This is a genomic window from Leifsonia sp. SIMBA_070, from assembly GCF_046534635.1.
In the GTDB taxonomy this organism is placed as follows: Bacteria; Actinomycetota; Actinomycetes; order Actinomycetales; family Microbacteriaceae; genus Leifsonia.
On the sequence record NZ_JAWRYK010000001.1, the window covers coordinates 2,540,550 to 2,560,509 of the forward strand.

At 70.1% G+C, this 19,960-nt stretch carries 14 protein-coding genes; 2 read left to right on the forward strand and 12 right to left on the reverse strand.

Features of this window, described 5'->3' with window-relative positions:
• Positions 1-76: 76 nt before the first annotated feature.
• The 10 genes from SB754_RS12005 to sucC form a co-directional block, all read right to left on the reverse strand.
• Entirely contained in the window at positions 77-1,891 is a 1,815-nt protein-coding gene (locus tag SB754_RS12005) for an ABC transporter ATP-binding protein (RefSeq protein WP_410782553.1), read from the reverse strand.
• On the reverse strand, positions 1,888-3,720 hold the full coding sequence (locus SB754_RS12010; RefSeq protein ID WP_410782554.1) for an ABC transporter ATP-binding protein: 1,833 nt from the start codon (positions 3,718-3,720) through the stop codon (positions 1,888-1,890). Before SB754_RS12010 ends, SB754_RS12005 begins: the two co-directional genes overlap by 4 nt.
• Before the next feature lie 402 nt (positions 3,721-4,122).
• Positions 4,123-5,322 (reverse strand): dimethylargininase, encoded by a 1,200-nt coding sequence (gene ddaH, locus SB754_RS12015; protein WP_410782555.1) that lies wholly within the window; start codon positions 5,320-5,322, stop codon positions 4,123-4,125.
• Positions 5,323-5,346: 24 nt separating this feature from the next.
• Positions 5,347-6,402 carry a Glu/Leu/Phe/Val dehydrogenase dimerization domain-containing protein gene (locus SB754_RS12020; RefSeq protein ID WP_410782556.1) on the reverse strand — a complete coding sequence of 352 codons (1,056 nt, stop codon included), beginning with the start codon at positions 6,400-6,402 and terminating at the stop codon, positions 5,347-5,349.
• Between the two features lie 121 nt (positions 6,403-6,523).
• The gene (gene purH / locus SB754_RS12025; protein ID WP_410782557.1) at positions 6,524-8,122 is read right to left on the reverse strand and encodes a bifunctional phosphoribosylaminoimidazolecarboxamide formyltransferase/IMP cyclohydrolase; all 1,599 of its coding nucleotides are present in this window, start codon (positions 8,120-8,122) and stop codon (positions 6,524-6,526) included.
• A complete protein-coding gene (gene purN / locus SB754_RS12030; RefSeq protein ID WP_410782558.1) occupies positions 8,119-8,712 on the reverse strand; it encodes a phosphoribosylglycinamide formyltransferase in 594 nt (197 codons plus the stop codon). Before purN ends, purH begins: the two co-directional genes overlap by 4 nt.
• A gap of 9 nt (positions 8,713-8,721) precedes the next feature.
• Positions 8,722-10,032, reverse strand: a complete 1,311-nt coding sequence (locus tag SB754_RS12035; protein WP_410782559.1) for a DUF6350 family protein — start codon at positions 10,030-10,032, stop codon at positions 8,722-8,724.
• 55 nt (positions 10,033-10,087) lie between these two features.
• Positions 10,088-11,476 carry a hypothetical protein gene (locus SB754_RS12040; protein WP_410782560.1) on the reverse strand — a complete coding sequence of 463 codons (1,389 nt, stop codon included), beginning with the start codon at positions 11,474-11,476 and terminating at the stop codon, positions 10,088-10,090.
• Between the two features lie 137 nt (positions 11,477-11,613).
• The gene (sucD, locus tag SB754_RS12045) at positions 11,614-12,501 is read right to left on the reverse strand and encodes a succinate--CoA ligase subunit alpha (protein WP_410782561.1); all 888 of its coding nucleotides are present in this window, start codon (positions 12,499-12,501) and stop codon (positions 11,614-11,616) included.
• 16 nt (positions 12,502-12,517) lie between these two features.
• Entirely contained in the window at positions 12,518-13,681 is a 1,164-nt protein-coding gene (gene sucC, locus SB754_RS12050; RefSeq protein ID WP_410782562.1) for an ADP-forming succinate--CoA ligase subunit beta, read from the reverse strand.
• A 233-nt stretch (positions 13,682-13,914) separates the two neighbouring features.
• Here sucC and SB754_RS12055 point away from each other — a divergent pair, with 233 nt between their 5' ends.
• Both SB754_RS12055 and SB754_RS12060 read left to right on the forward strand, forming a co-directional pair.
• A complete protein-coding gene (locus tag SB754_RS12055; RefSeq protein ID WP_410782563.1) occupies positions 13,915-15,429 on the forward strand; it encodes a hypothetical protein in 1,515 nt (504 codons plus the stop codon).
• Between the two features lie 81 nt (positions 15,430-15,510).
• Positions 15,511-16,326, forward strand: a complete 816-nt coding sequence (locus SB754_RS12060) for an oxygenase MpaB family protein (protein WP_410782564.1) — start codon at positions 15,511-15,513, stop codon at positions 16,324-16,326.
• On the opposite strand, the gene SB754_RS12065 is transcribed toward SB754_RS12060, so the two are convergent.
• Positions 16,323-17,369: an FUSC family protein gene (locus SB754_RS12065; protein ID WP_410782565.1), complete on the reverse strand. Its 1,047-nt coding sequence runs from the start codon at positions 17,367-17,369 to the stop codon at positions 16,323-16,325. The two genes, SB754_RS12060 and SB754_RS12065, sit on opposite strands and share 4 nt — an antisense overlap.
• The gene (locus SB754_RS12070) at positions 17,366-19,915 is read right to left on the reverse strand and encodes an ATP-dependent helicase (protein ID WP_410782566.1); all 2,550 of its coding nucleotides are present in this window, start codon (positions 19,913-19,915) and stop codon (positions 17,366-17,368) included. The genes SB754_RS12065 and SB754_RS12070 overlap by 4 nt, the downstream gene beginning before the upstream one ends.
• Positions 19,916-19,960: the final 45 nt, after the last annotated feature.

Genomic DNA, 19,960 nt, shown 5'->3' on the forward strand with positions numbered 1-19,960 from the left:
CCACGGGATGGCTTCCCCGTGGTCCCCGCTGGAACCGCTCTCCTCGCTGCCCGTCCTGCCGCGGGATCTGCTGGGATCAGACCAGCGAGTCCCTCCAGGCGGCGTGTAGCTGCGCGAAGCGGCCGGTGCCCGCGATGAGGTCGTCCGGCGTGCCGTCCTCGACGACGCGTCCGTGCTCCATCACCAGCACGCGGTCCGCGATCGCGACCGTGGAGAGCCGGTGCGCGATGATCACGGCGGTCCGGTCGGCGAGCAGCGTCTGCAGCGCCTCCTGGACCAGACGCTCGCTCGGGATGTCGAGCGAGCTGGTGGCCTCGTCCAGGATGAGCACGGCCGGGTCCGCCAGGAACGCGCGGGCGAACGAGATCAGCTGGCGCTGCCCGGCGGACACCCGCCCGCCGCGCTTGTTCACGTCGGTGTCGTAGCCGTTCGGCAGCCCTTCGATGAACTCGTGCGCTCCGACCGCCTCCGCCGCCCGCACGATCTCGTCGCGCGTCGCATCCGGTTTACCGAGCGCGATGTTGTCCGCAACGGACCCGCTGAACAGGTAGGCCTCCTGCGTCACCATCACGATCGCGCGGCGGAGATCCTTCGGGTGCAGGTCGCGGAGGTCCACCCCGTCGAGCGTCACCTCGCCGGCCGTGGGGTCGTAGAACCGCGAGATCAGCTTCGCGAGCGTCGACTTGCCCGCTCCCGTCGACCCGACGAGCGCGACCGTCTGACCGGCCGGGATGTCGAGCGTGAACTCGGGCAGGATCTCGCGGTCCTTCTTGTACGCGAAGCTGACACCGTCGAAGCGGACGTGGCCCTGTGCCGACCACAGGTCGACAGGCTTCGCCGGGTCCGGAACGCTCGGCTCCTCCTCCAGCACCCCGGAGATCTTCTCGAGCGCCGCCGCGGCCGACTGGTAGGAGTTGTAGAACATCGCCATCTCCTCCATCGGGTCGAAGAACCGGCGGGTGTACAGCAGGACCGCGAGCAGCACACCGATCGCGATCTGACCGTTCGCGACCCGGAAGCCGCCGACGAGCAGCACGACGCCGACGGTCACGTTTCCGATCATCACCAGCCCGGGGTCGAAGATCCCGAACAGCTGGATGACCCGCGCGTTGACGTCGCGGTACTCCTCGACCAGCCCGCCGAACTCCTTCTCGTTGCGCTTCTCCTTGCGGAACGCCTTCACCGCGCGGATGCCCGTCATGGTCTCCACGAAGTGCACGATCAGCTTCGCCGACGCGACACGAGAGATCCGGAACAGCACCTGGGAGCGCTTCTGGAACCAGCGTGTCAGCAGGTACAGCGGCACCAGCGAGACCACCAGCACCACGCCGCTCTGCCAGTCGAGAGTGAACAGCGCGATCGCGATGAACAGCATGTACAGGAAGCCCTGCACCAGCTGGTTGATGCCCGAGTCCAGCAGCTCCCGGATGGAGTCGAGGTCGCTCGTTTGGCGCGAGATGATCCGGCCGGACGTGTACGACTCGTGGAACTCCAGCGACAGCTTCTGCGTGTGCAGGAACACCCGCTTGCGCAGGTCGAGCAGGATGGACTGGCTGATCCGCGCGCTCAGCACCGTGTACCAGGCGATCAGCACGGCGCCGATGACGCCGGTGAGCAGGTACGCGAGCCCGGCCGCCGCCAGCGGGAACCAGTCCTGCTTGAGCAGCGCCGGGAGGCCGCTGTCGATGCCGAACGCGATGATCGCCGGACCGGCCACCTGGCCGGCCGTGCTGACCACCACCACGATCCCGGTCAGGATCAGGCGGGTCCGGAGCGGCCGCAGCAGCGAGCCCAGCAACCGCAGGGAGCGGCGCCGGACCTGTCGGCTCTCGGCCGAGTTGAGGTCGTTGCGCTCTTCTCCCTCGACACCGAGGACAGACGTCGTGCTCACAGGTTCACCTCCTCGAGGATCTCTTCGTTCTCGTCGTCCTCCAGGCTGGAGATGACGAATCGGTAGTGCTCGCTGGTGGCGAGCAGTTCATGGTGCGTTCCGACGGCGGTGACCCGTCCGTCTTCGAGCAGTGCCACCCGGTCGGCGAGCATCACCGTGGACGGGCGGTGCGCGACGATCAGGGCGGTGGTCGATGCGAGGACGCGCCGGAGCGCGGCCTCCACGAGCGCCTCCGTGTCGACGTCGAGCGCCGACAGCGGGTCGTCCAGAACCAGGATGCTCGGGTTGGCCGCCACCGCACGCGCCAGCGCCAGGCGCTGCCGCTGTCCGCCGGAAAGGCTCAGCCCCTCCTCGCCGACCTTCGTCTCGACGCCCTCGGGCAGGTCGTAGACGAAGCCCGCCTGAGCGATCTCCAGCGCCTCCGTGAGGATGCGCTCGGCCTCCGCCGACGCCGGATCGATGCCGTCCCGGCCGAGCAGGACGTTGTCCCGCACGGACGCGGAGAACAGGGTCGCATCCTCGAACGCCATCGCGATCGCCTGGCGGAGGTCGTACCTGGTGAGGTCGCGCACGTCCACGCCGTCCACCTTCACCGCTCCGCCGGTCACGTCGTACAGGCGGGTGGTGAGCGCGGTGAGCGTCGACTTGCCCGAGCCGGTCAGGCCGACCAGCGCCATCGTCTCCCCCGGGCGCACCGTCAGCCGGATGCCGTCGAGCAGGTCGGGGAAGCGCTCCGGCGAGTCCTGGTACCGGAAGTGCACGTCGTCGAAGACGAGCTCGCCGCGCGGCTCCGCGATCTTCTTGGGCTCGGCCGGATCGGTGATCGTGTTGACCTCGTCCATCACCTCGAAGAACCGGTCGGCAGCCGTACGCGTGTCGAAGGTCATCGACAGCAGGAAGCCGATCGACTCCACCGGGAACCGCAGAACGGTCGCCGTCGCGAAGAACGCGACGAGCTCGCCGACGGACAGCTGGCCCTGCGCCGACAGCCACACGCCGACCACCAGGCAGATCGCGAACGCGACGTCCGGGACCAGCAGCAGCCACAGCCAGATGCCCGCGATGGCCTTCGCCTTCTCGATCTCGGTTCCGCGCAACTGCTCGGCCCGTGACTCGAAGCTCTTCAGCGCGTGCTTGCCCCGGCCGAACGCCTTGAGGACGCGGATGCCGTGCACCGACTCCTCGACGGCGGTGGCAAGGTCGCCCGCCTGGTCCTGGCTGCGACGGGCCACGATCGAGTACTTCTTCTCGAACACGAAGCCGTAGATCCAGAGGGGGACCGAGCAGACCAGGAAGATCAGGCCGAGCAGCCAGTTCCACCCGATCAGGATGGCGAAGCCCACGATGATCGTGACGACGTTGACGACCAGCAGCACGATGCCGAAGGACAGCCAGCGGCGGATCATGCTGAGGTCGCTGACGGCGCGCGACAGCAGCTGGCCGCTCGGCCAGCGGTCGTGGAACGCGACAGGCAGGTCCTGCAGCTTCTCGTACAGCGCGTTGCGCATCCGCGCCTCCACATGCGTGCCCGGGGTGAGCACGAACCAGCGGCGGAGCGAGATGAAGACGGCTTCTGCCGCGCCCAGCCCGACGACGAGCAGGGCCGCCGGCACCACCGCCGTCGGATCGCCGGTCGACAGCGGGCCGTCGACCAGCCACCGCAGCACCTGGGGGATGCTGAGCGCGACCAGGCTGGCGAGCAGCGCGGCCACCATCCCGAGCACGATGCGGGGCGCGGCGGATTTGGCGAAGGGCAGGATGCGCAGCAGGGTGCGCGCGGTGCTGCGCCGCGCGGTGTCGTTCTTCTTCTGTGCCGAAGCGACAGACATGGGTCTTCCGTTTTCTGTGAGTGGTCCGACGAGGAGTCGGCGGCGACCACGCGGAGGAGTCGCCGAAGGACTGCCGACGGTGGCAGGCCCTGTGAGGGAGCGAGGGGCGCGAGCGGCGCCGGGGAGGTCGGAGACCTACCGCCCGGACGGTCGGAGCGCCGCGAAGGCGGCGATGGACCCGGGCACGATGCTCTTTCGTGCGGTCTCGATCGTCGTCATGGTGCCCTCCCGGTCTCGATGAATGCGTCCCTAGCGCTGCGACAAGGCAGCCCTACAGCATATTGCCAGGTTCACGAATTCCGCAAGGCTTTTCTCGAATCCCCGCCGTTACCCCGCCGAGTGGCGACATCTGGTCTCCACTCGCCCCGAATAGGAGCAACGACTCACCACTCGAGGCGGAGGCTACCGGATGCGGATGGAGAGGCAGGTGACGCAACCCTCGAGCTTCTCGAACTCCGAGATGTCGACCTGGATCACGGTGTAGCCGAGGCTCTCCACCAGCGCCACCGACTGCGGCGCGGAGGACGACATGAGCACCGTGTCGTCGGAGAGGACGACGACCGCGGTCCCATGGGCCTCCGGCACGGGCAGGAAGCGCTCGAAGAGGCGCGGCTCGTCCACGATGGGCTCGTAGCCTATCACCGTGCCGTCGGGCAGAGCGGTGACGGCGGTCTTCAGGTGCAGCGCCTTGGTCACCGGGACGGCGACCACCGTGTAGCCGAGCTGCTGGGCGATCGCGCGGAGCTGCCGCACGCCCTCGGCGTTGGTCCGGCCCCCTCGGCCCACGTAGACGGTGGAGCCGACCTTGAGGACGTCTCCGCCCTCCAGCGTGCCCGGCGCCTCGATGTGCTGCAGGTGGAGGCCCTGGGCACGAAGCGCGGCCTCGGTGCCCTCCGGCTCGGCCTGACGGGACTCGGCGCCCGGCCGGGTGATCACGGCGGTGTCGCCGAGCACGACGGCCGTGTCCTCGACGAAGACCGAGTCGGCGAGACGGTCGGCGCTCGCCACCTCGACGGTCTGCCAGCCGGCGCCGGACAGGGCCGCGACGTAGGCGTCCCACTGCTTGTCGGCCAGCTCGGTGTCGATGGCCTCGCGCTCGATGTGCGTGATGAGGCCCTCGGCGAGGTTGGCCGCCGGGATGCGCACCAGTGCGATGCGGCGCTCGCCCCGCACTCCGCCGTCGATCGCATGGAAGACGGCGAAACCGGCCGTGGGGAAGGCGATCGCCGTCGACAGCCAGAACGGCAGGTTGATGCCGATGAACGACTGGAACAGCTGACCCCACGCGTCGCCGGACAGGGTCACCTTCAGCACAGTGAAGAGGATGAGGGTGCCGAGCGCCGTGCTCACCAGAGCGAGCACGACGCCCGTCACCACCGCGATCCAGCGCCGGTCCATGGCGCCGAGCAGAGCAGCGACGAAGCCGAGCACCAGCGCAACCAGTGCGTTCCACCCCACGTACGGCGTCGTGCTGGCGAGCGCGGCGGCGTTGAGCTGGCTCGCCACCAGGATCACGAACGTCGAGGCGACGAACGCGATCGCGGCGACGGCGACAGCGGAGGAGATGGATGCGGCGAGCCGGCGGCCCCAGGAAGACGTCATGGGAACCAACCTAGCGGAGCGCTGCTATGCGTTCGCTGGCTCCCGCAGCCGGGCCAGGGCGAGCTCCTCGGCAGCCTGGAGCGTGGTGACCCCACGCTCGTCCGCTGCCCGGAAGATCTCGGCGATGGTGTCGCCGATGCGCTCCACCCGCTCCTGGGTCGCCTCGGCCGTAACGCCGGCCTCCCCCATCATGTCGAGGAAGATCACACCGCCGGCATTGACGACGAAGTCGGGGGCCCAGAGGATGCCGCGGGCGGCGAGCCGCTCGGCGCCCGCCCGCTCGGCGAGCTGGTTGTTGGCCGGGCCGACGACCGCGGCGACCCGGAGCTCGTCGATCACGGTGTCGGTGAGCACTCCGCCGACGCCGGCGGGCACGAACAGGTCGCCCTCCACCCGGTGCGCCTCCGCCGGCTCCACCCAGCGGGCGCCCAGCGCCTCCGCCAGGGCGCGCTTCGCGGGGTTCAGGTCGGTGACGGTCAGCACGGCGCCCTCGGTCGCCAGTCGCATCGCGATGATGGAGCCGACATGGCCGAGGCCCAGAACGGTGACGCGCCGGCCCTCCACCGAGCGCGTCCCGAAGGCGCGCTCCAGGGTGGCGAGCAGGCCGGCGTACACGCCGGCGGCCGTCGCGTCGCTGGGTTCACCCACGCCGCCCTCCGACGGCGGGAGTCCGCAGACGTGCGCGGTGCGGGAAGCGACGACCGACATGTCCTCGGCACTGGTGCCGACATCCTCGGCGGTCATGTAGCTGCCGCCGAGCGTCTCGACGGCGTCGCCCAGGTCGAGCATGGCCTCGAAGCGCTCGGTCGGAGTGAGCACCGTGCCGCGCGGCACGTAGATGACCGCCTTGCCGCCGCCGCGGTTGAGACCGGCGGCGGAGTTCTTCAGGGTCATACCTTCGGCCAGGCGCAGGGAGTCGGCCACCGCCTCCTGCCACGAGTCGTACGTCCACACCCGGCAACCGCCGAGAGCGGGACCGAGGATGGTTGAGTGCACCGCGATGCTGATGGTGAGGCCGCTCCGCCTCCCCTTCACCACGTGCAGTGTTTCGTGCGGTAGGTCAGCAGGCAGGACGGACATCGGTGTCTCCTCGTGGGATCGCGGTGAAAAGTGTGACGGTCTTGTGGACCGCCGTCCATTCTCCCGCGCGCCCCGCTAGGAAGCAACGTCGGTGCGACCTCAGTGTGACCTCAGCGCGACGTCAGTGGAAGAAGTGCCGCTCCCCGGTGAAGTACATGGTCACGCCCGCCGCCCGCGCGGCCTGGACGACCTCCTCGTCGCGGATGCTGCCGCCCGGTTGCACGATGGCCCGCACCCCCGCGTCGATCAGGATCTGCGCACCGTCGGCGAACGGGAAGTACGCATCGGAGGCCGCCACCGATCCTGCCGCGCGGTCACCCGCTCGCGTCACGGCGAGCGTGCACGAGTCGACGCGGTTCACCTGACCCATTCCGATCCCGACGGAGGCGCCGTCGTTCGCCAGCAGGATGGCGTTCGACTTCACCGCGCGGCAGGCCTTCCAGGCGAACTCCAGGTCGGCACGGGTGGCCGCGTCGGCCTCCTCGCCGGCGGCCAACGTCCATCCGGATGAGTCGAAGGCATCGAACCGGTCGCTGTCCTGCACCAGGATGCCCCCGGAGATCTGCCGGAACTCCGTCAGGGAGCGGACGTAGTCCTCCGGGAGCTGCAGGATGCGCAGGTTCTTCTTCGTCTGCAGCAGCTCCAGCGCCTCGGGCTCGTACCCGGGCGCCACCAGCACCTCGGTGAAGATGCCCTTCACGGTCTCGGCCATCGCCAGGGTGACGGTGCGGTTCGCGGCGATCACGCCGCCGTACGCCGACACCGGGTCGCACTCGTGCGCCTTGCGGTGCGCCTCCGCGATGTCGCCCCCGACCGCGATCCCGCACGGGTTTGCGTGCTTGACGACCGCGACGGCGGGCTCGGCGAAGTCGTAGGCGCTGCGCAGGGCGGCATCCGCATCCACATAGTTGTTGTACGACATCTCCTTGCCGCCGAGCTGCGTCGCCTGGGCGATGCCTCGGCCCGCCGGGTCCACGTAGAGAGCGGCCGCCTGGTGCGCGTTCTCGCCGTAGCGGAGGGTCTGCTTCAGCTCGGCGCGGGCCCCCCAGCGCTCGCCGAATCCACCGGAAGAGGGGCCGCCGTCGGTCGAGGGGCCCTCCCCCGCGAACCACGCCGCGACCGCGCCGTCGTAGGCGGCGGTGTGCGCGAACGCCTTCGCGGCGAGGGCGCGCCGCTGGTCGAAGGTGGTGCCGCCCGCGGCGACCGCGTCGATCACGGCGGTGTAGTCACGCGGCGAGACCACGATCGCGACATTGGCGTGGTTCTTCGCCGAGGCTCGGACCATCGCCGGTCCCCCGATGTCGATCTGCTCGACCACGTCGTTCCCGACCGCACCGGAGGCGACGGTCTCCACGAACGGGTACAGGTTGACCACGACGAGCTCGAACGGCTCGATCCCGAGCTCTTTCAGCTGGTCCTCGTGCGATGCGAGGCGCAGGTCGGCCAGCAGGCCAGAGTGGATGGCCGGGTGCAGCGTCTTGACGCGGCCGTCCAGCGACTCCGGGAAGCCGGTGACGCTCGCCACGTCCGTGACCGCGTGCCCGGCGTCGCGGATGGTCTGCGCCGTCGAGCCGGTGGAGACGATCTCGACCCCTGCGGCGGCCAGCGCCCCCGCCAGCTCGAGGAGGCCGCTCTTGTCGCTCACCGAGAGGAGAGCGCGGCGGATCGGGATGAGGTCCCGTTCGCGGTACAGGCTGGCGTCGTGACGGGGTCCGCTCATGCTCGGGCAAGCTCCTCGAGGTCGATGTGTCCGTTGGCGATGTCGAGGACGGCGTCGATGAGCAGCCGTCTCTCCACAGGTTTGATGCGCTCGTGCAGCGCCGTCTCGGTGTCTCCGGGCAGCACCTCCACGCGCTCCTGGCTCACGATCGGTCCGGCGTCCACGCCGTTGTCCACCACGATCAGGCTCGCGCCGGTCTGGGTCACGCCGGCGGCGAGGGCGTCGCGGACGGCATGGGCCCCCGGGAACTCGGGGAGGTACGCGGGGTGCGTGTTGAGCAGCGCGGGCGACAGTGTCTCGACGACCCGGGGCGGCACGAGGCGCATGAAGCCGGACAGGATGGTGAGGTCGGGCTCCCACTGCAGGATCTGCTCGAGGAGCGCATCCCCCCACTCCTCGCGGCTGGGGTAGGAGCTGTACGGCACGGTGAAGCTCGGGATGCCGAAACGTTCAGCGTGCTCCAGGCCGTCGGCCTCGCGATCGGCGCCGACCGCGACGACGCGGGCAGGGAACTCGGCGTCCTCCGCCGCCTCCAGCAGCGCGCGCAGGTTCGAGCCACCGCCGGAGATCAGGACGACAATCGTGAGCACGTTTCCAGCCTAGCGGCGCGCGGTGGCCCCTCTGCGCGCGGGCGTGAGGAGGGCGACGGCGGCGCCGACCGCCACCTCCGCCGCCGCCAGGGCGCCGACGAGCCACGGGTTGGGCCCGACATCGTGCAGCCGCCCCGGGCCGAGCGCGCCGGACGACCACCAGGCGAGCAGCCCGAGCTGGATGCCCGCGACGACGCCGATGCCGAGGGCGAGGAGGATGCGCGTGCGCAGTTCGTGCATCCCGACGGCGAGGGTCCCCAGTCGCGACCGCAGCAGCGCGGCCGCGACGAAACCGGCCAAGAGGGGCACCAGCAGCCCCACGAGTCCCAGCGCGACGCTGCCCGAAGGGATCACACCGAAGACCGGCAGCCCTGGAAGCGGGCCGAGCTGCGTGCCGAGCGGTCCGACCGACGATCCGGTGCCGATCGCGAACCCGGGTCCGATCAGCCACGACGCCGTCCACACGACGAGGTTCGGGAGGACCGCCAGCTGCCCGATGGTGAGCGCGATTCCGCCCGCGACCCCGGTCTGAAGCTGCTCGTACAGGCTGATGATGGTGCCGTAGTGGCCGAAGATGAGCAGCGCGAGGAGGAGCGCGGCGACCCCGATGACGACGGCCGTCGCTGCGGAACCGCCCCGCAGGGCTGCCAGAGCGCCCATCCGCAGCGCTCCGGGATCGGCGAGCGTGGTCGTCCGGCTCCGCAGGGCGGAGAGGACTGCGGAGGTGCCGCCGGCGCCCGCCGTGCCGGTGCCCGCACCGTCCGTCGAGCCTGCGGCCGCTTCTGCGGCGTCCCCTGGGAGTTCTGGCGCCCCTCGCAGCGAGGCGAAGCCGAAACCGGCCGCGATGCCCAGCGCATAGACGAAGGGCGGCAGGATGATCCCCTGCCAGGTCGAGGGCTGCGCCACGGCCGACCCGGCCGAGAGCACGACCACCGTTGACAGCACCGCGAACGCGGCGACCGCACTCGCGGCCCCCACCAGCCGCTGATCCGTCTCGGCAGCGCGCCATCCCGTCCGGACCCCCAGCCCGGCCGTGAGCGCCGCGAAGCCGAGGAGCGCGATGGTCACCTGGAACGGCGTGCCGGCGGCTGGAAGACCGAGCTGCGCGACCGTCTGCGGATCGAGCGTCACGGTGAGGTTGACGCCGTGGCCGACGAGCCAGATGTCCGCGGCCGAGCGCCACACCACCGAGAAGTCCGCCCCCAGCTGGTACTGGGCCGCCCACAGGATCGTGATGGGCACCAGGCAGATGCCCAGGCCGATGGCGGCCGCGATGAGCGCCTCCAGTGCGGCGAGCAGGGCGACGGTTGTGCGACTCATGACCGAATGGAGCCTACCGGCGGCCGAGCCCGTCGGATGGCCGACACTTCGGCGGTCAGGAGACCGTGACCACCGGCGTCTCGTCGTCGGCCGTTTCCGGCACCGTGATGACCGGCCGCTGCACCAGCTCCAGCACGGCGACGACGAGCGCCGCCAGCACGAGGGTCCAGATGATCAGCGCCGGAGTGAGCGGACGGACGAAGAGCACGACGGCGGCGGCGATGACGGCGACGGCCGTGCGCAGCAGGACGCGTTGGGCGTACATCCACTCGCCGACCCGGCCCGTCGTGATGCCGTGGTTCTCAGCCGACTGGCGCACCCAGGCGACGCCGGCGCCGAAGAACCCGCGCAACCGCCGGGGAACGCCGAAAGGCCCGGCGAACCAGCCGACGAGAGCCACTGCGACCGCGAGCACCAGCACCGCCACGGAGGTCGCGATCATCGCATCCGTCACGGTCGAGTACAAGGTCTGCGCGAGGCGGGTGGGCACCAGGGACGGCGATGCGGACGACACGAACACCAGCCGGCCGACAGCGATAGCGGACAGGGTCAGGGCCATCGCCAGGCCGAGCGCCACTGCGGCCCAGATCAGCGCCAGCGCCCTGCGGCGCGCCACGATGACGCCCAGAGCAAGGAGCCCGATCGCGACCCAGGGCAGCCACGCGCCCGCGGCCACCGCCAGCCCGTAGAACAGCTGCAGCGTCGGGATGGACGAGTTCTGCGCGACGGTGATGGTGCGGTCCACAGTGGGTATCTGATTGGCGAAGGTGAGCCCCTGAGCCACCAGCAGCTGCTTCACCCGCTCGATGATCGGAGCGAGCTGAATGCCCACGGATCCGTCGGCGCCCACCGTCACGGCGGCTTTCGGGTTGTTCTGCATCGTCGCGACCAGTTGGTCGTGGCTCGTCCGCAGCGCCTGCTGCCACACCTGGGCGAACGCCGGCGAGGCCACGAACCGCTGGACGGTCGACTGCATGAGCGACACGATCCCCTGCGCGAGCGGGCCTTTCAGCGAGTCGAGCGCCTTCGTGGCGACGGGACCGGTGCCGAGGCCGGTGATGCCGTCGATCACCTGCGAGGTCACCTGCGGGATGTCGACGTGCTCCTGCACCGCTTTCACCGTCTCGTCCGTGATGAACGCCTGCACGCCGGCGTCGTGGACCAGCGGGGCATAGGTCGCGACGAAGGAGTCCGTGTCGGTCAGTTGCACCTTGGCCCACGACGACACCACGGCGAGCGGGGCGAGGACGGACCCGAGCACGATCAGGACCGTCGCGAGCAGCGTCCAGGGCCACCCCCGGCGATGCTTGGAGGTGGCGGGCGCCCCGGCGGGGACCGGATCCGTGGAGGTGGGCTCCTGCGCCGCCTGCACCCGCAGACTCGCGTTCTCCTCTTCCAGCGCGGCGATGCGCTGCAACAGTTCTGCAGTGGTCGGGCGAGCCATCGGAACCCCCTTCCGGCGTCGCGGTGCGCTCACTGTAGCGCCTGGCGTGCCGGTGCGGGCAGGCACGATTTCCGCAGGGCGCACAACGGAAGGAGGCCGGGACCCTGCGGATCCCGGCCTCCTGACGTGGTGGCGCCTTACAGCGCGGCGTAGACCTCGCGCAGCAGGGCGGCCGTCTCGGACGGGGTCTTGCCGACCTTGACGCCTGCGGCCTCCAGGGCTTCCTTCTTGGCCTGCGCGGTTCCCGCCGAGCCCGAGACGATGGCGCCGGCGTGGCCCATGGTCTTGCCCTCAGGAGCGGTGAAGCCCGCGACGTAGCCGACGACCGGCTTGGTCACGTTGGCCTTGATGAAGTCGGCCGCGCGCTCCTCCGCGTCGCCGCCGATCTCGCCGATCATGACGATCGCCTTGGTCTCCGGGTCGGCCTCGAACGCGGCGAGCGCGTCGATGTGGGTCGTGCCGATGACCGGGTCGCCGCCGATGCCGATGGCGGTCGAGAAGCCCAGGTCGCGGAGCTCGTACATCATCTGGTAGGTCAGCGTGCCGGACTTCGACACCAGGCCGATCGGGCCCTTGCCGGTGATCGTGGCCGGGGTGATGCCGACCAGCGACTCGCCCGGCGTGATGATGCCGGGGCAGTTCGGGCCGATGATCCGGGTCTTGTTGCCCTTCTCCTTGGCGTAGGCCCACGCCTCGGCGGAGTCCTGCACCGGGATGCCCTCGGTGATCACGACGAGCAGCGGGATCTCGGCGTCGATGGCCTCGACCATGGCGTCCTTCGCGAACGCCGGCGGCACGAAGATGATCGACACGTCGGCGCCGGTCTTCTCGATGGCCTCGACCACGGTGCCGAACACCGGGAGCTCGACGTCGCCGTGGGTGACGGTGGTGCCCGCCTTGCGCGCGTTCACGCCGCCGACGACCTGGGTGCCCGACTTCAGCATGAGAGCGGTGTGCTTGGTGCCCTCGCCGCCGGTGATGCCCTGGACGATGACCTTGGAATCCTTGTTGAGGAAGATTGACATGTTGTTCGTCCTTCGCTTACTTCGCGGCCAGCTCGGCGGCCTTGTCGGCGCCCTCGTCCATGGTGAGCGCGAGGGTCACCAGCGGGTGGTTCGCCTCGGTGAGGATGCGGCGGCCCTCCTCGACGTTGTTGCCGTCGAGACGCACGACCAGCGGCTTGTTCGCCTCGTCGCCGAGGATCTCGAGCGCCTTGACGATGCCGTTCGCGACCGCGTCGCAGGCGGTGATGCCGCCGAAGACGTTCACGAACACGCTCTTCACCTGCGGGTCGTTGAGGATGACATCCAGCCCGGCCGCCATGACCTCGGCGGACGCGCCGCCGCCGATGTCGAGGAAGTTGGCCGGCTTCACGCCCTGGTGCTTCTCACCGGCGTAGGCGACGACGTCGAGCGTCGACATGACGAGGCCGGCGCCGTTTCCGATGATGCCGACCTGTCCGTCGAGCTTGACGTAATTCAGGTTGGCCTTCTTGGCCTTCGCCTCGAGCGGGTCGGCGGCGTCCTTGTCCTCGAGCGCCTCGTGGTCCGGGTGCCGGAAGTCGGCGTTCTCGTCGATCGTGACCTTGCCGTCGAGGGCGATGATGTCGCCCTCCTCGGTGAGCACCAGCGGGTTGACCTCGACCAGCGTGGCGTCCTCACCGGTGTAGACGTCGTACAGCTTCACGAAGACGTCGGCGACCTTCTCGACCAGGTCGTCCGGGAAGCCGGCGGTGCGGGCGATCTCGACGGCCTTGGCGTGGTCGAGTCCACCGCGGGGGTCGACCTCGACGCGAGCGAGCGCTTCCGGCTTCTCGACGGCGAGCTGCTCGATCTCCATGCCGCCCTCGACGCTGGTCAGCGACAGGTACGAGCGGTTGGCCCGGTCGAGGAGCACGGAGAAGTAGAACTCCTGCGCGATGCGCGCGCCACCGGCGACCATGACACGGCGGACGACGTGGCCCTTGATGTCGAGCCCCAGGATGGCCTTGGCGGCCTCCTCGGCCTCGTCCGGGTTCTTGGCCACCTTCACGCCGCCGGCCTTGCCTCGACCACCGACCTTCACCTGCGCCTTGACGACGGTGACGCCGCCGAGCTTCTCGGACGCCGCGCGCACCTCCTCCGGAGTGTCCGCGACGATTCCCGGAAGCACCGGGACCCCGTACTTCTCAAACAGGTCTCTGGCCTGGTACTCGTATAGATCCACGGTTATCCAATCCGCTGGTGTCCGGTGCGCTCGTGGCTGCCGGCTGATTTCTCCTGGGCGGTCCGACGCGAGAATAGCTCGACGCCGAGATAAATTCGCCAGGAAGAACTTTAGTCCCTTCGCCTGAACGGGCCGAAACCGGGGAAGTGCTCACAGACGCCTCTCGATGGCGGTTGTCCACGGAAGTCGCTGGCGCCGCCGCAGAGTCGCGCCTCCGCCGCGACGGTGGATGCATGACCTATCGACCCTTCTCCTTCATCACCGCGGTGAGCCTCGCCGGGCTCGCCGTCTTCCTCGGAGTGCTGCAGTCGCTCCTCTGCCCCGCAGCCCCCGCACGCGCCCTCACCGGCGACGGCCATGGGCAGGGCTACCTGTCGGCCGACGGCTGGTGGATCGGCGCTTACCACTTCGACGACGGAGCACTCGGCTTCTGCCTGAATCCCGGGAAGACGGCGCCGACCGGGCTGAACTACAGCTACGCCGATCCTGCCGGCATGGGCTGGTGGACTCCGGAGCAGTCCGCCGTTTTGGCGTACATCGCCCGCACCTGGGCAGGCAGCGGCGACCGGCTGACCGCGGCAGCCGGCCAGCTCGCCACCTGGATCTACGCCGGAATGTCGGACGCGGATGCCCGGGCGCACGCCGCTCGGGCTGGGGCGGACGCCGACGCGGTGTACCGGCGCGCGGCGGAGATGCTGGCGGAGGCGGGCGACCGTGCGTCGACCGGCGTCCGGGCGGCTGTCGTCGTCGAGCTCGCGGAGACCGGTCCGGGCCGGGTCCGCGTCGAGCTCACCGTCGACCGGCTCGGCGGGCCGGACCTCCTCCCGCCTGGCGCCCACACCGTCTCGGTCACACTGGACGGAGCCTCCTTCGACGACGGCGCCGAGACGCGGTCCGTGGCATCGGGAACGGACATCCCGATCCAGCCGACGGGCAGGATGGCGAGCGTGACGGTCAGCGCATCGGCGACCGCCGGCGAGCTTCCGTACGGCAACCGGCTCACGGTGGCGCTGCCGACCGTCGACGCCCAGTCGGTGCTGATCGCGGAGCCCGCGACCGCGACCGCGACGGCGAATGCTCGCGCCGCCGGCCCGTCACCGCTCCCGTTCCAGCCCCGCGTCGAGACCGAGACCTCTGCGCCCGAAGCGCACCCCGGCGCCCAGGTCGCCGACACCCTTCTCGTGACGGTGGCGGAGGGCGACGGCCTCCTGCCGACCTGGGGCGTCCGAACGACAGACGCGGGTTTCGAGCCGGTGACGGCGATCGTGGAGAGCACGCTGCACGGTCCGTTCGACCGCCCGATCGCCGAGGCGGAGGTCGCCCCGGCCGATGCACCGAGAGTGTGCTCTGTGGAGACGGAGGTCGACGACGTCGGCGAGTACGTCACACCATCGTGCGCCCTACCGTCCGACGGATACTACGTGTGGACCGAGCGCATCGACCCTGCGAGGACCGACCCCGGCGAAGGCGGCGAGCGGCTCCGCTCCTGGACATCGCGCTTCGGTGTCGCAAGCGAGATCACGCGTGTCGTGCCCGCGAGCGGGGCGCCCGCTGCGCTCCCCGGCGTCACGGAGCTGGCCGAGACCGGCACGAAGGCGGTCGTGCCCGCGCTGCTGAGTGTGGGAACCAGTGCCATCGGGACGATGCTGCTCGTGGCGTCCCGGTTGCGGAGCAGAGGTCCCGGCGGAGTCCGCCTCGTGCGGAGACGGCGTCCCCGGCGGGCGCGCACCACCTGGATGTCGCTGTGAGCGCCCCGGCCGCGCTCACCGCGCTCTCCATCCTTCCCGCGCTCTCCGCGCCTTCGCAGGAGCGACGGGCAGCATATGAGGGTGCGCAGTTCTCGCAGCAGACCGGTCGACGTGCGGGCCATCGCGGCGGAGGCTCTGACTCTGGCCGGAGGTGGCCGGGCCCTCCTGCTGCAGATCGCCCACCCGGCCGTCGGCCGCGGAGTCGTGGAGCACAGCGATTTCGCCACTCGCCTGCTCGAAAGGTTCGACAGCACCATGCTGTACCTGACCGCTTCGATGTTCGGCACGCCGGAGGAGCTCCGGGCGATGCGGCGCGTCGTGAACCGGGCTCACGCCCCGGTCCGCGGGGGCGGGGAGCACGGCGCCTCGTACAACGCCTACGATCCCGAACTGCAGCTGTGGGTGGCGGCCACCCTGTATCAGACGATGATCGACCTGCACGAGCGCATCTTCGGCGCCCTGACCGCCGAGCAGGCGGACGTGGCGTACCGGGAGCTGGTGACGGCACTGTCGAATCTGCAGCTGTCGCCGGATCGCTGGCCGCCCACGCGACACGACTTCGACGAGTACTGGGAGCGCCTGGTCAAAACGCTGTCCGTGGACGACGACGTGCTCGCCGTGTCCCGCCACATCCTGTATCCCCGTGCTGTGCCGTGGTGGCTGCGTCCGGCGCTGCCCGCGACGCGACTGCTCACCGCAGGCCTCCTCCCGGAGCCCGTGCGGCAGCAGTTCCGGCTCCCCTGGGACGCCCGGAGGCAGCGGCGGTTCGACCGGGCGCTGCAGTGGACGGCAATCCTGTATCCGCGGCTCCCCCTCGCGCTCCGGCACCTCCCCCGCGACCGGTACCTCGCCGCTTTACGGAGGACCGTGGCCACGCAGGAGCCGGCGCCCTCCTAGGCGGCCAGCCCGCGCTTGCGCTCCACTGCTCGAGCCAGCAGCACCAGGGCGATACCGATCCCTGCGCCGAGGATCGTCTCCAGCACCCGATCGACGACCAGCGTGCTCAGCGGTGTCGGACTCGCCAGGTGCGAGACGGACAGCGCGAGCGGGGTGATGAAGACCAGTGCGGCGCCGTAGTGACGCGCGACGAGGATCTCGGCGAAGAACTGGCACACCACGATCACGCAGATCACGACGATGGACGGAGGCGACCAGACGAGCAGGACGGCCGTGACGGCGACGCCCACGATCGTGCCCACGATGCGGTGCAGCGACCGCGAGATGGAGTGGGCGGCGCGGGCCGGCGGGATGACCGCGACCAGGCTCACGACCGCCCAGTAGGCGTGGCCGAACCCGAAAGCGAGGGCGATGCCACCCGCCACGAGGACGCCGACCACGTTCTGCGCCACGGTGAGCCACACGCGCGGGTCGCGCAGAGCGGCGAGGTCGGTCTGCGGACGTCGGCGCAGCTCGGTGACGAGGCCGGAGCGGGCCAACAGCCCGCGGTCGACGCCCGGGATGCGGCGGATCGCCCAGCCGGACATGGTCAGCAGCCACGCGAAGGCGGCTGCTGCAGCCGCGAGGCCGATCCGCGGAAAGGCGTCGGCGGCCGGCGTCGGGACGGCCGCGCAGACGAGCAAGGCGAAGACGAAGAACAGCGCCTGCGGCGGCACCATCTGGAAGACCGTGACGAACAGTGTCCCTCCGCCGACGACCAGCACCAGCGCGAGGGCGACGAGCGGCAGCGGCTCCCCGGCGACGGCGAGCGCTACGCCCAGCGAGATGCTGACCAGCAGCGCCAGCGCGGCCACGGTGAGCGTGCGGACACGCACCCGATACGGCTCGTTGCGGCCGTACAGCGCCGTGAATGCACCGAACGTCGCGTACGCCGTGAGATCGAGACGGCCGACGGCGAACAGCAGGAAGAGCGGGACGGCCACGGCGAACGCGGCCCGCAGCCCCACCTCGAGGTTCCGCGGTCCGGAGGCGGGGGCCCTCACAGCTTGTCGATCGGGGCGATCTTGATGAGGAGCTTCTTCGCGCCCACCTTCTCGAACTGCACATGCGCGACCCGCTTGGGGCCCTGCCCGGTCACCGCCGTGACCCGGCCCTCACCGAAGTCCGCGTGGCGGATGCGGTCGCCCGGCTCGAGCTCCAGGTCGCCGTTGTCGCGAACCTTGCCGGTGACCCGGTTCGGCCACTCCGCCTTCGGACGCTCCTGCCGGAACGTCGACGCCGAGAGGCTGTCGTTCCACCCACCCGAGCCGGAGCCGGAGCCCGCGCCGAGACCCGGCCGCCGGGCGTTGAGCGCCCTCGACTGCGTCCCGCCTCGGCCGTTCGCCGAACCAGGAGACTGCCGCCAGTCGATGAGGTCGGCGGGAATCTCTTGGAGATAACGGCTCGGCATGGCCACCGCAGTCTCACCGAACTGCGCACGCGTCATCGCCAACGACAGGAACAGGCGCTTCTTGGCGCGGGTGATGCCCACGTAGAACAGCCGGCGCTCCTCCGCAGGACCGCCCGGCTCGTTGGCCGACATGCGGTGCGGGAGCAGATCCTCCTCGATGCCGGTCAGGAAGACGGCGTCGTACTCCAGACCCTTCGCGGTGTGGAGCGTCATCAGCGAGACCGAGCCGCTCGAGTCGTCGATCTCATCCGCGGCGGCCACCAGGGACACCTCGGTGAGGAAGTCGACGAGTGTGCCGTCCGGGTTGTTCCGCGCGAACTCCCGGGTCACCGCGACCAGCTCGTCCACGTTCTCGGCGCGTGCCTCGTCCTGCGGGTCGCGGCTGTTGCGCAGCACCTCCAGGTATCCGCTGCCGTCGAGCAGGAAGGTCAGCACGTCGGCGACCGGCGAGACGCCGGCCGGGTTCGACGGATCGACCTTCGCGGCCGCCTCGTCGAGAAGGTTCGAGAGCTGCAGGATCGCGTTCGTCACCTTCGGCCCGAGACCCAGCGATCCGGCGTCGCGCATGGCGGCGCGGAAGGTCAGACCGTTGTCCTCCGCATAGCTCGCCAGCTGCGTCTCCGTCGCCGGCCCGATCCCGCGCTTCGGCGTGTTCAGGATGCGCCGCAGAGCGAGCATGTCGGCCGGGTTGGCGACCGTGATGAGGTACGCCATGGCGTCCTTGATCTCGGCGCGCTCGTAGAACTTCGTCCCGCCCATCACCTTGTAGGGCAGGGCCGAGCGGATGAAGATCTCCTCCAGCGCTCGGGTCTGCGCGTTGGTGCGGTAGAAGACTGCGATGTCCTTGTAGTCCATCCCCGCGCTGTGGAGCTTCTCGATCTCGTCCGCCACGAACTGCGCCTCGTCGTGACCGGAGTAGCCGGTGTACCCCACGATCTTCTCGCCGTCGCCCACGGCGGTCCACAGCTTCTTGTCCTTGCGGTCGAAGTTGTTCGAGATCACCGCGTTGGCCGCGCTGAGGATGTTCTGCGTGGAGCGGTAGTTCTGTTCCAGCAGCACCACCTTCGCGCCGGGGAAGTCGCGCTCGAACTCGACGATGTTCCGGATGTCGGCTCCGCGGAAGGCGTAGATGGACTGGTCGGAGTCGCCGACCACGGTCAGCGAGGCGCTCGGGATGAGCCCAGCGGCGTCGCGGAGCGGACGCACGTTGCGCCCGTGCGACTCCAGATCGTCGACGATGTCGGGCGCAACCGGCATGGTGAGCTCGCGGATCAGGGAGTACTGCGCGTGGTTGGTGTCCTGGTACTCGTCGACCAGGATGTGCCGGAAGCGGCTCTGGTACAGCGCGGCCACCCGCGGGAACGCACGGAACAGGAAGACCGTCTCGGCGATGAGATCGTCGAAGTCGAACGCGTTGGCCCGTCGGAGCTCGCGGGTGTACTGCCGAAAGATCTCGAGGAACATGACCTCTTGCGGGTCGCTGAGGTTCGCCGTGCGCGCGTGCGTCTCGAGGTCGGTCAGCTCGTTCTTCAGCTTGGAGATGCGGTTCGCCGCGCTCCCTACGGTGAAGCCGAGGGTGTCGGCATCGAGCTCCTTGATGATCCGCTTCAGGAGGGCGCGGCTGTCACCCGAGTCGTAGATCGTGAAGCTCGGCGTCTTGCCGATCGTCTCCGCCTCACGCCGCAGAATGCGCACGCACGCCGAGTGGAACGTCGAGATCCACATCCCCTGCGCCTTACCGCCGAGCAGCTGCTCGACGCGCTCGCGCATCTCGTTGGCGGCCTTGTTCGTGAAGGTGATCGCGAGGATCTCGCTCGGCCACGCCTCCCGGCTCTCGATCAGGCCCGCGATGCGCCGCGTGAGGACGCTCGTCTTTCCGGACCCGGCACCCGCCACGATGAGGAGGGCCTGCCCGCGGTACTCCGCGGCCACCCGTTGCTGCGGGTTGAGCCCGGCGAACAGCCGCTCGCTCGCGTTCCGCCAGTGGCCGGAGCCGCCTGCGCCCGACGAGCCGCGCGAGCCGGACCGCGACGACCCGCTCTCGGCTGGTGCGTGCTCGCCGCCGTCGCCCTGCCACCCGTCCAGGATGATCGGAACGGATGAAGGGGTGGTCTGCGGGGCGTCGGGGAGGCTCGTCATGTCTCCCACGATTTTAGTCGCTGCCACCGTCATTCAGCCGGGAGC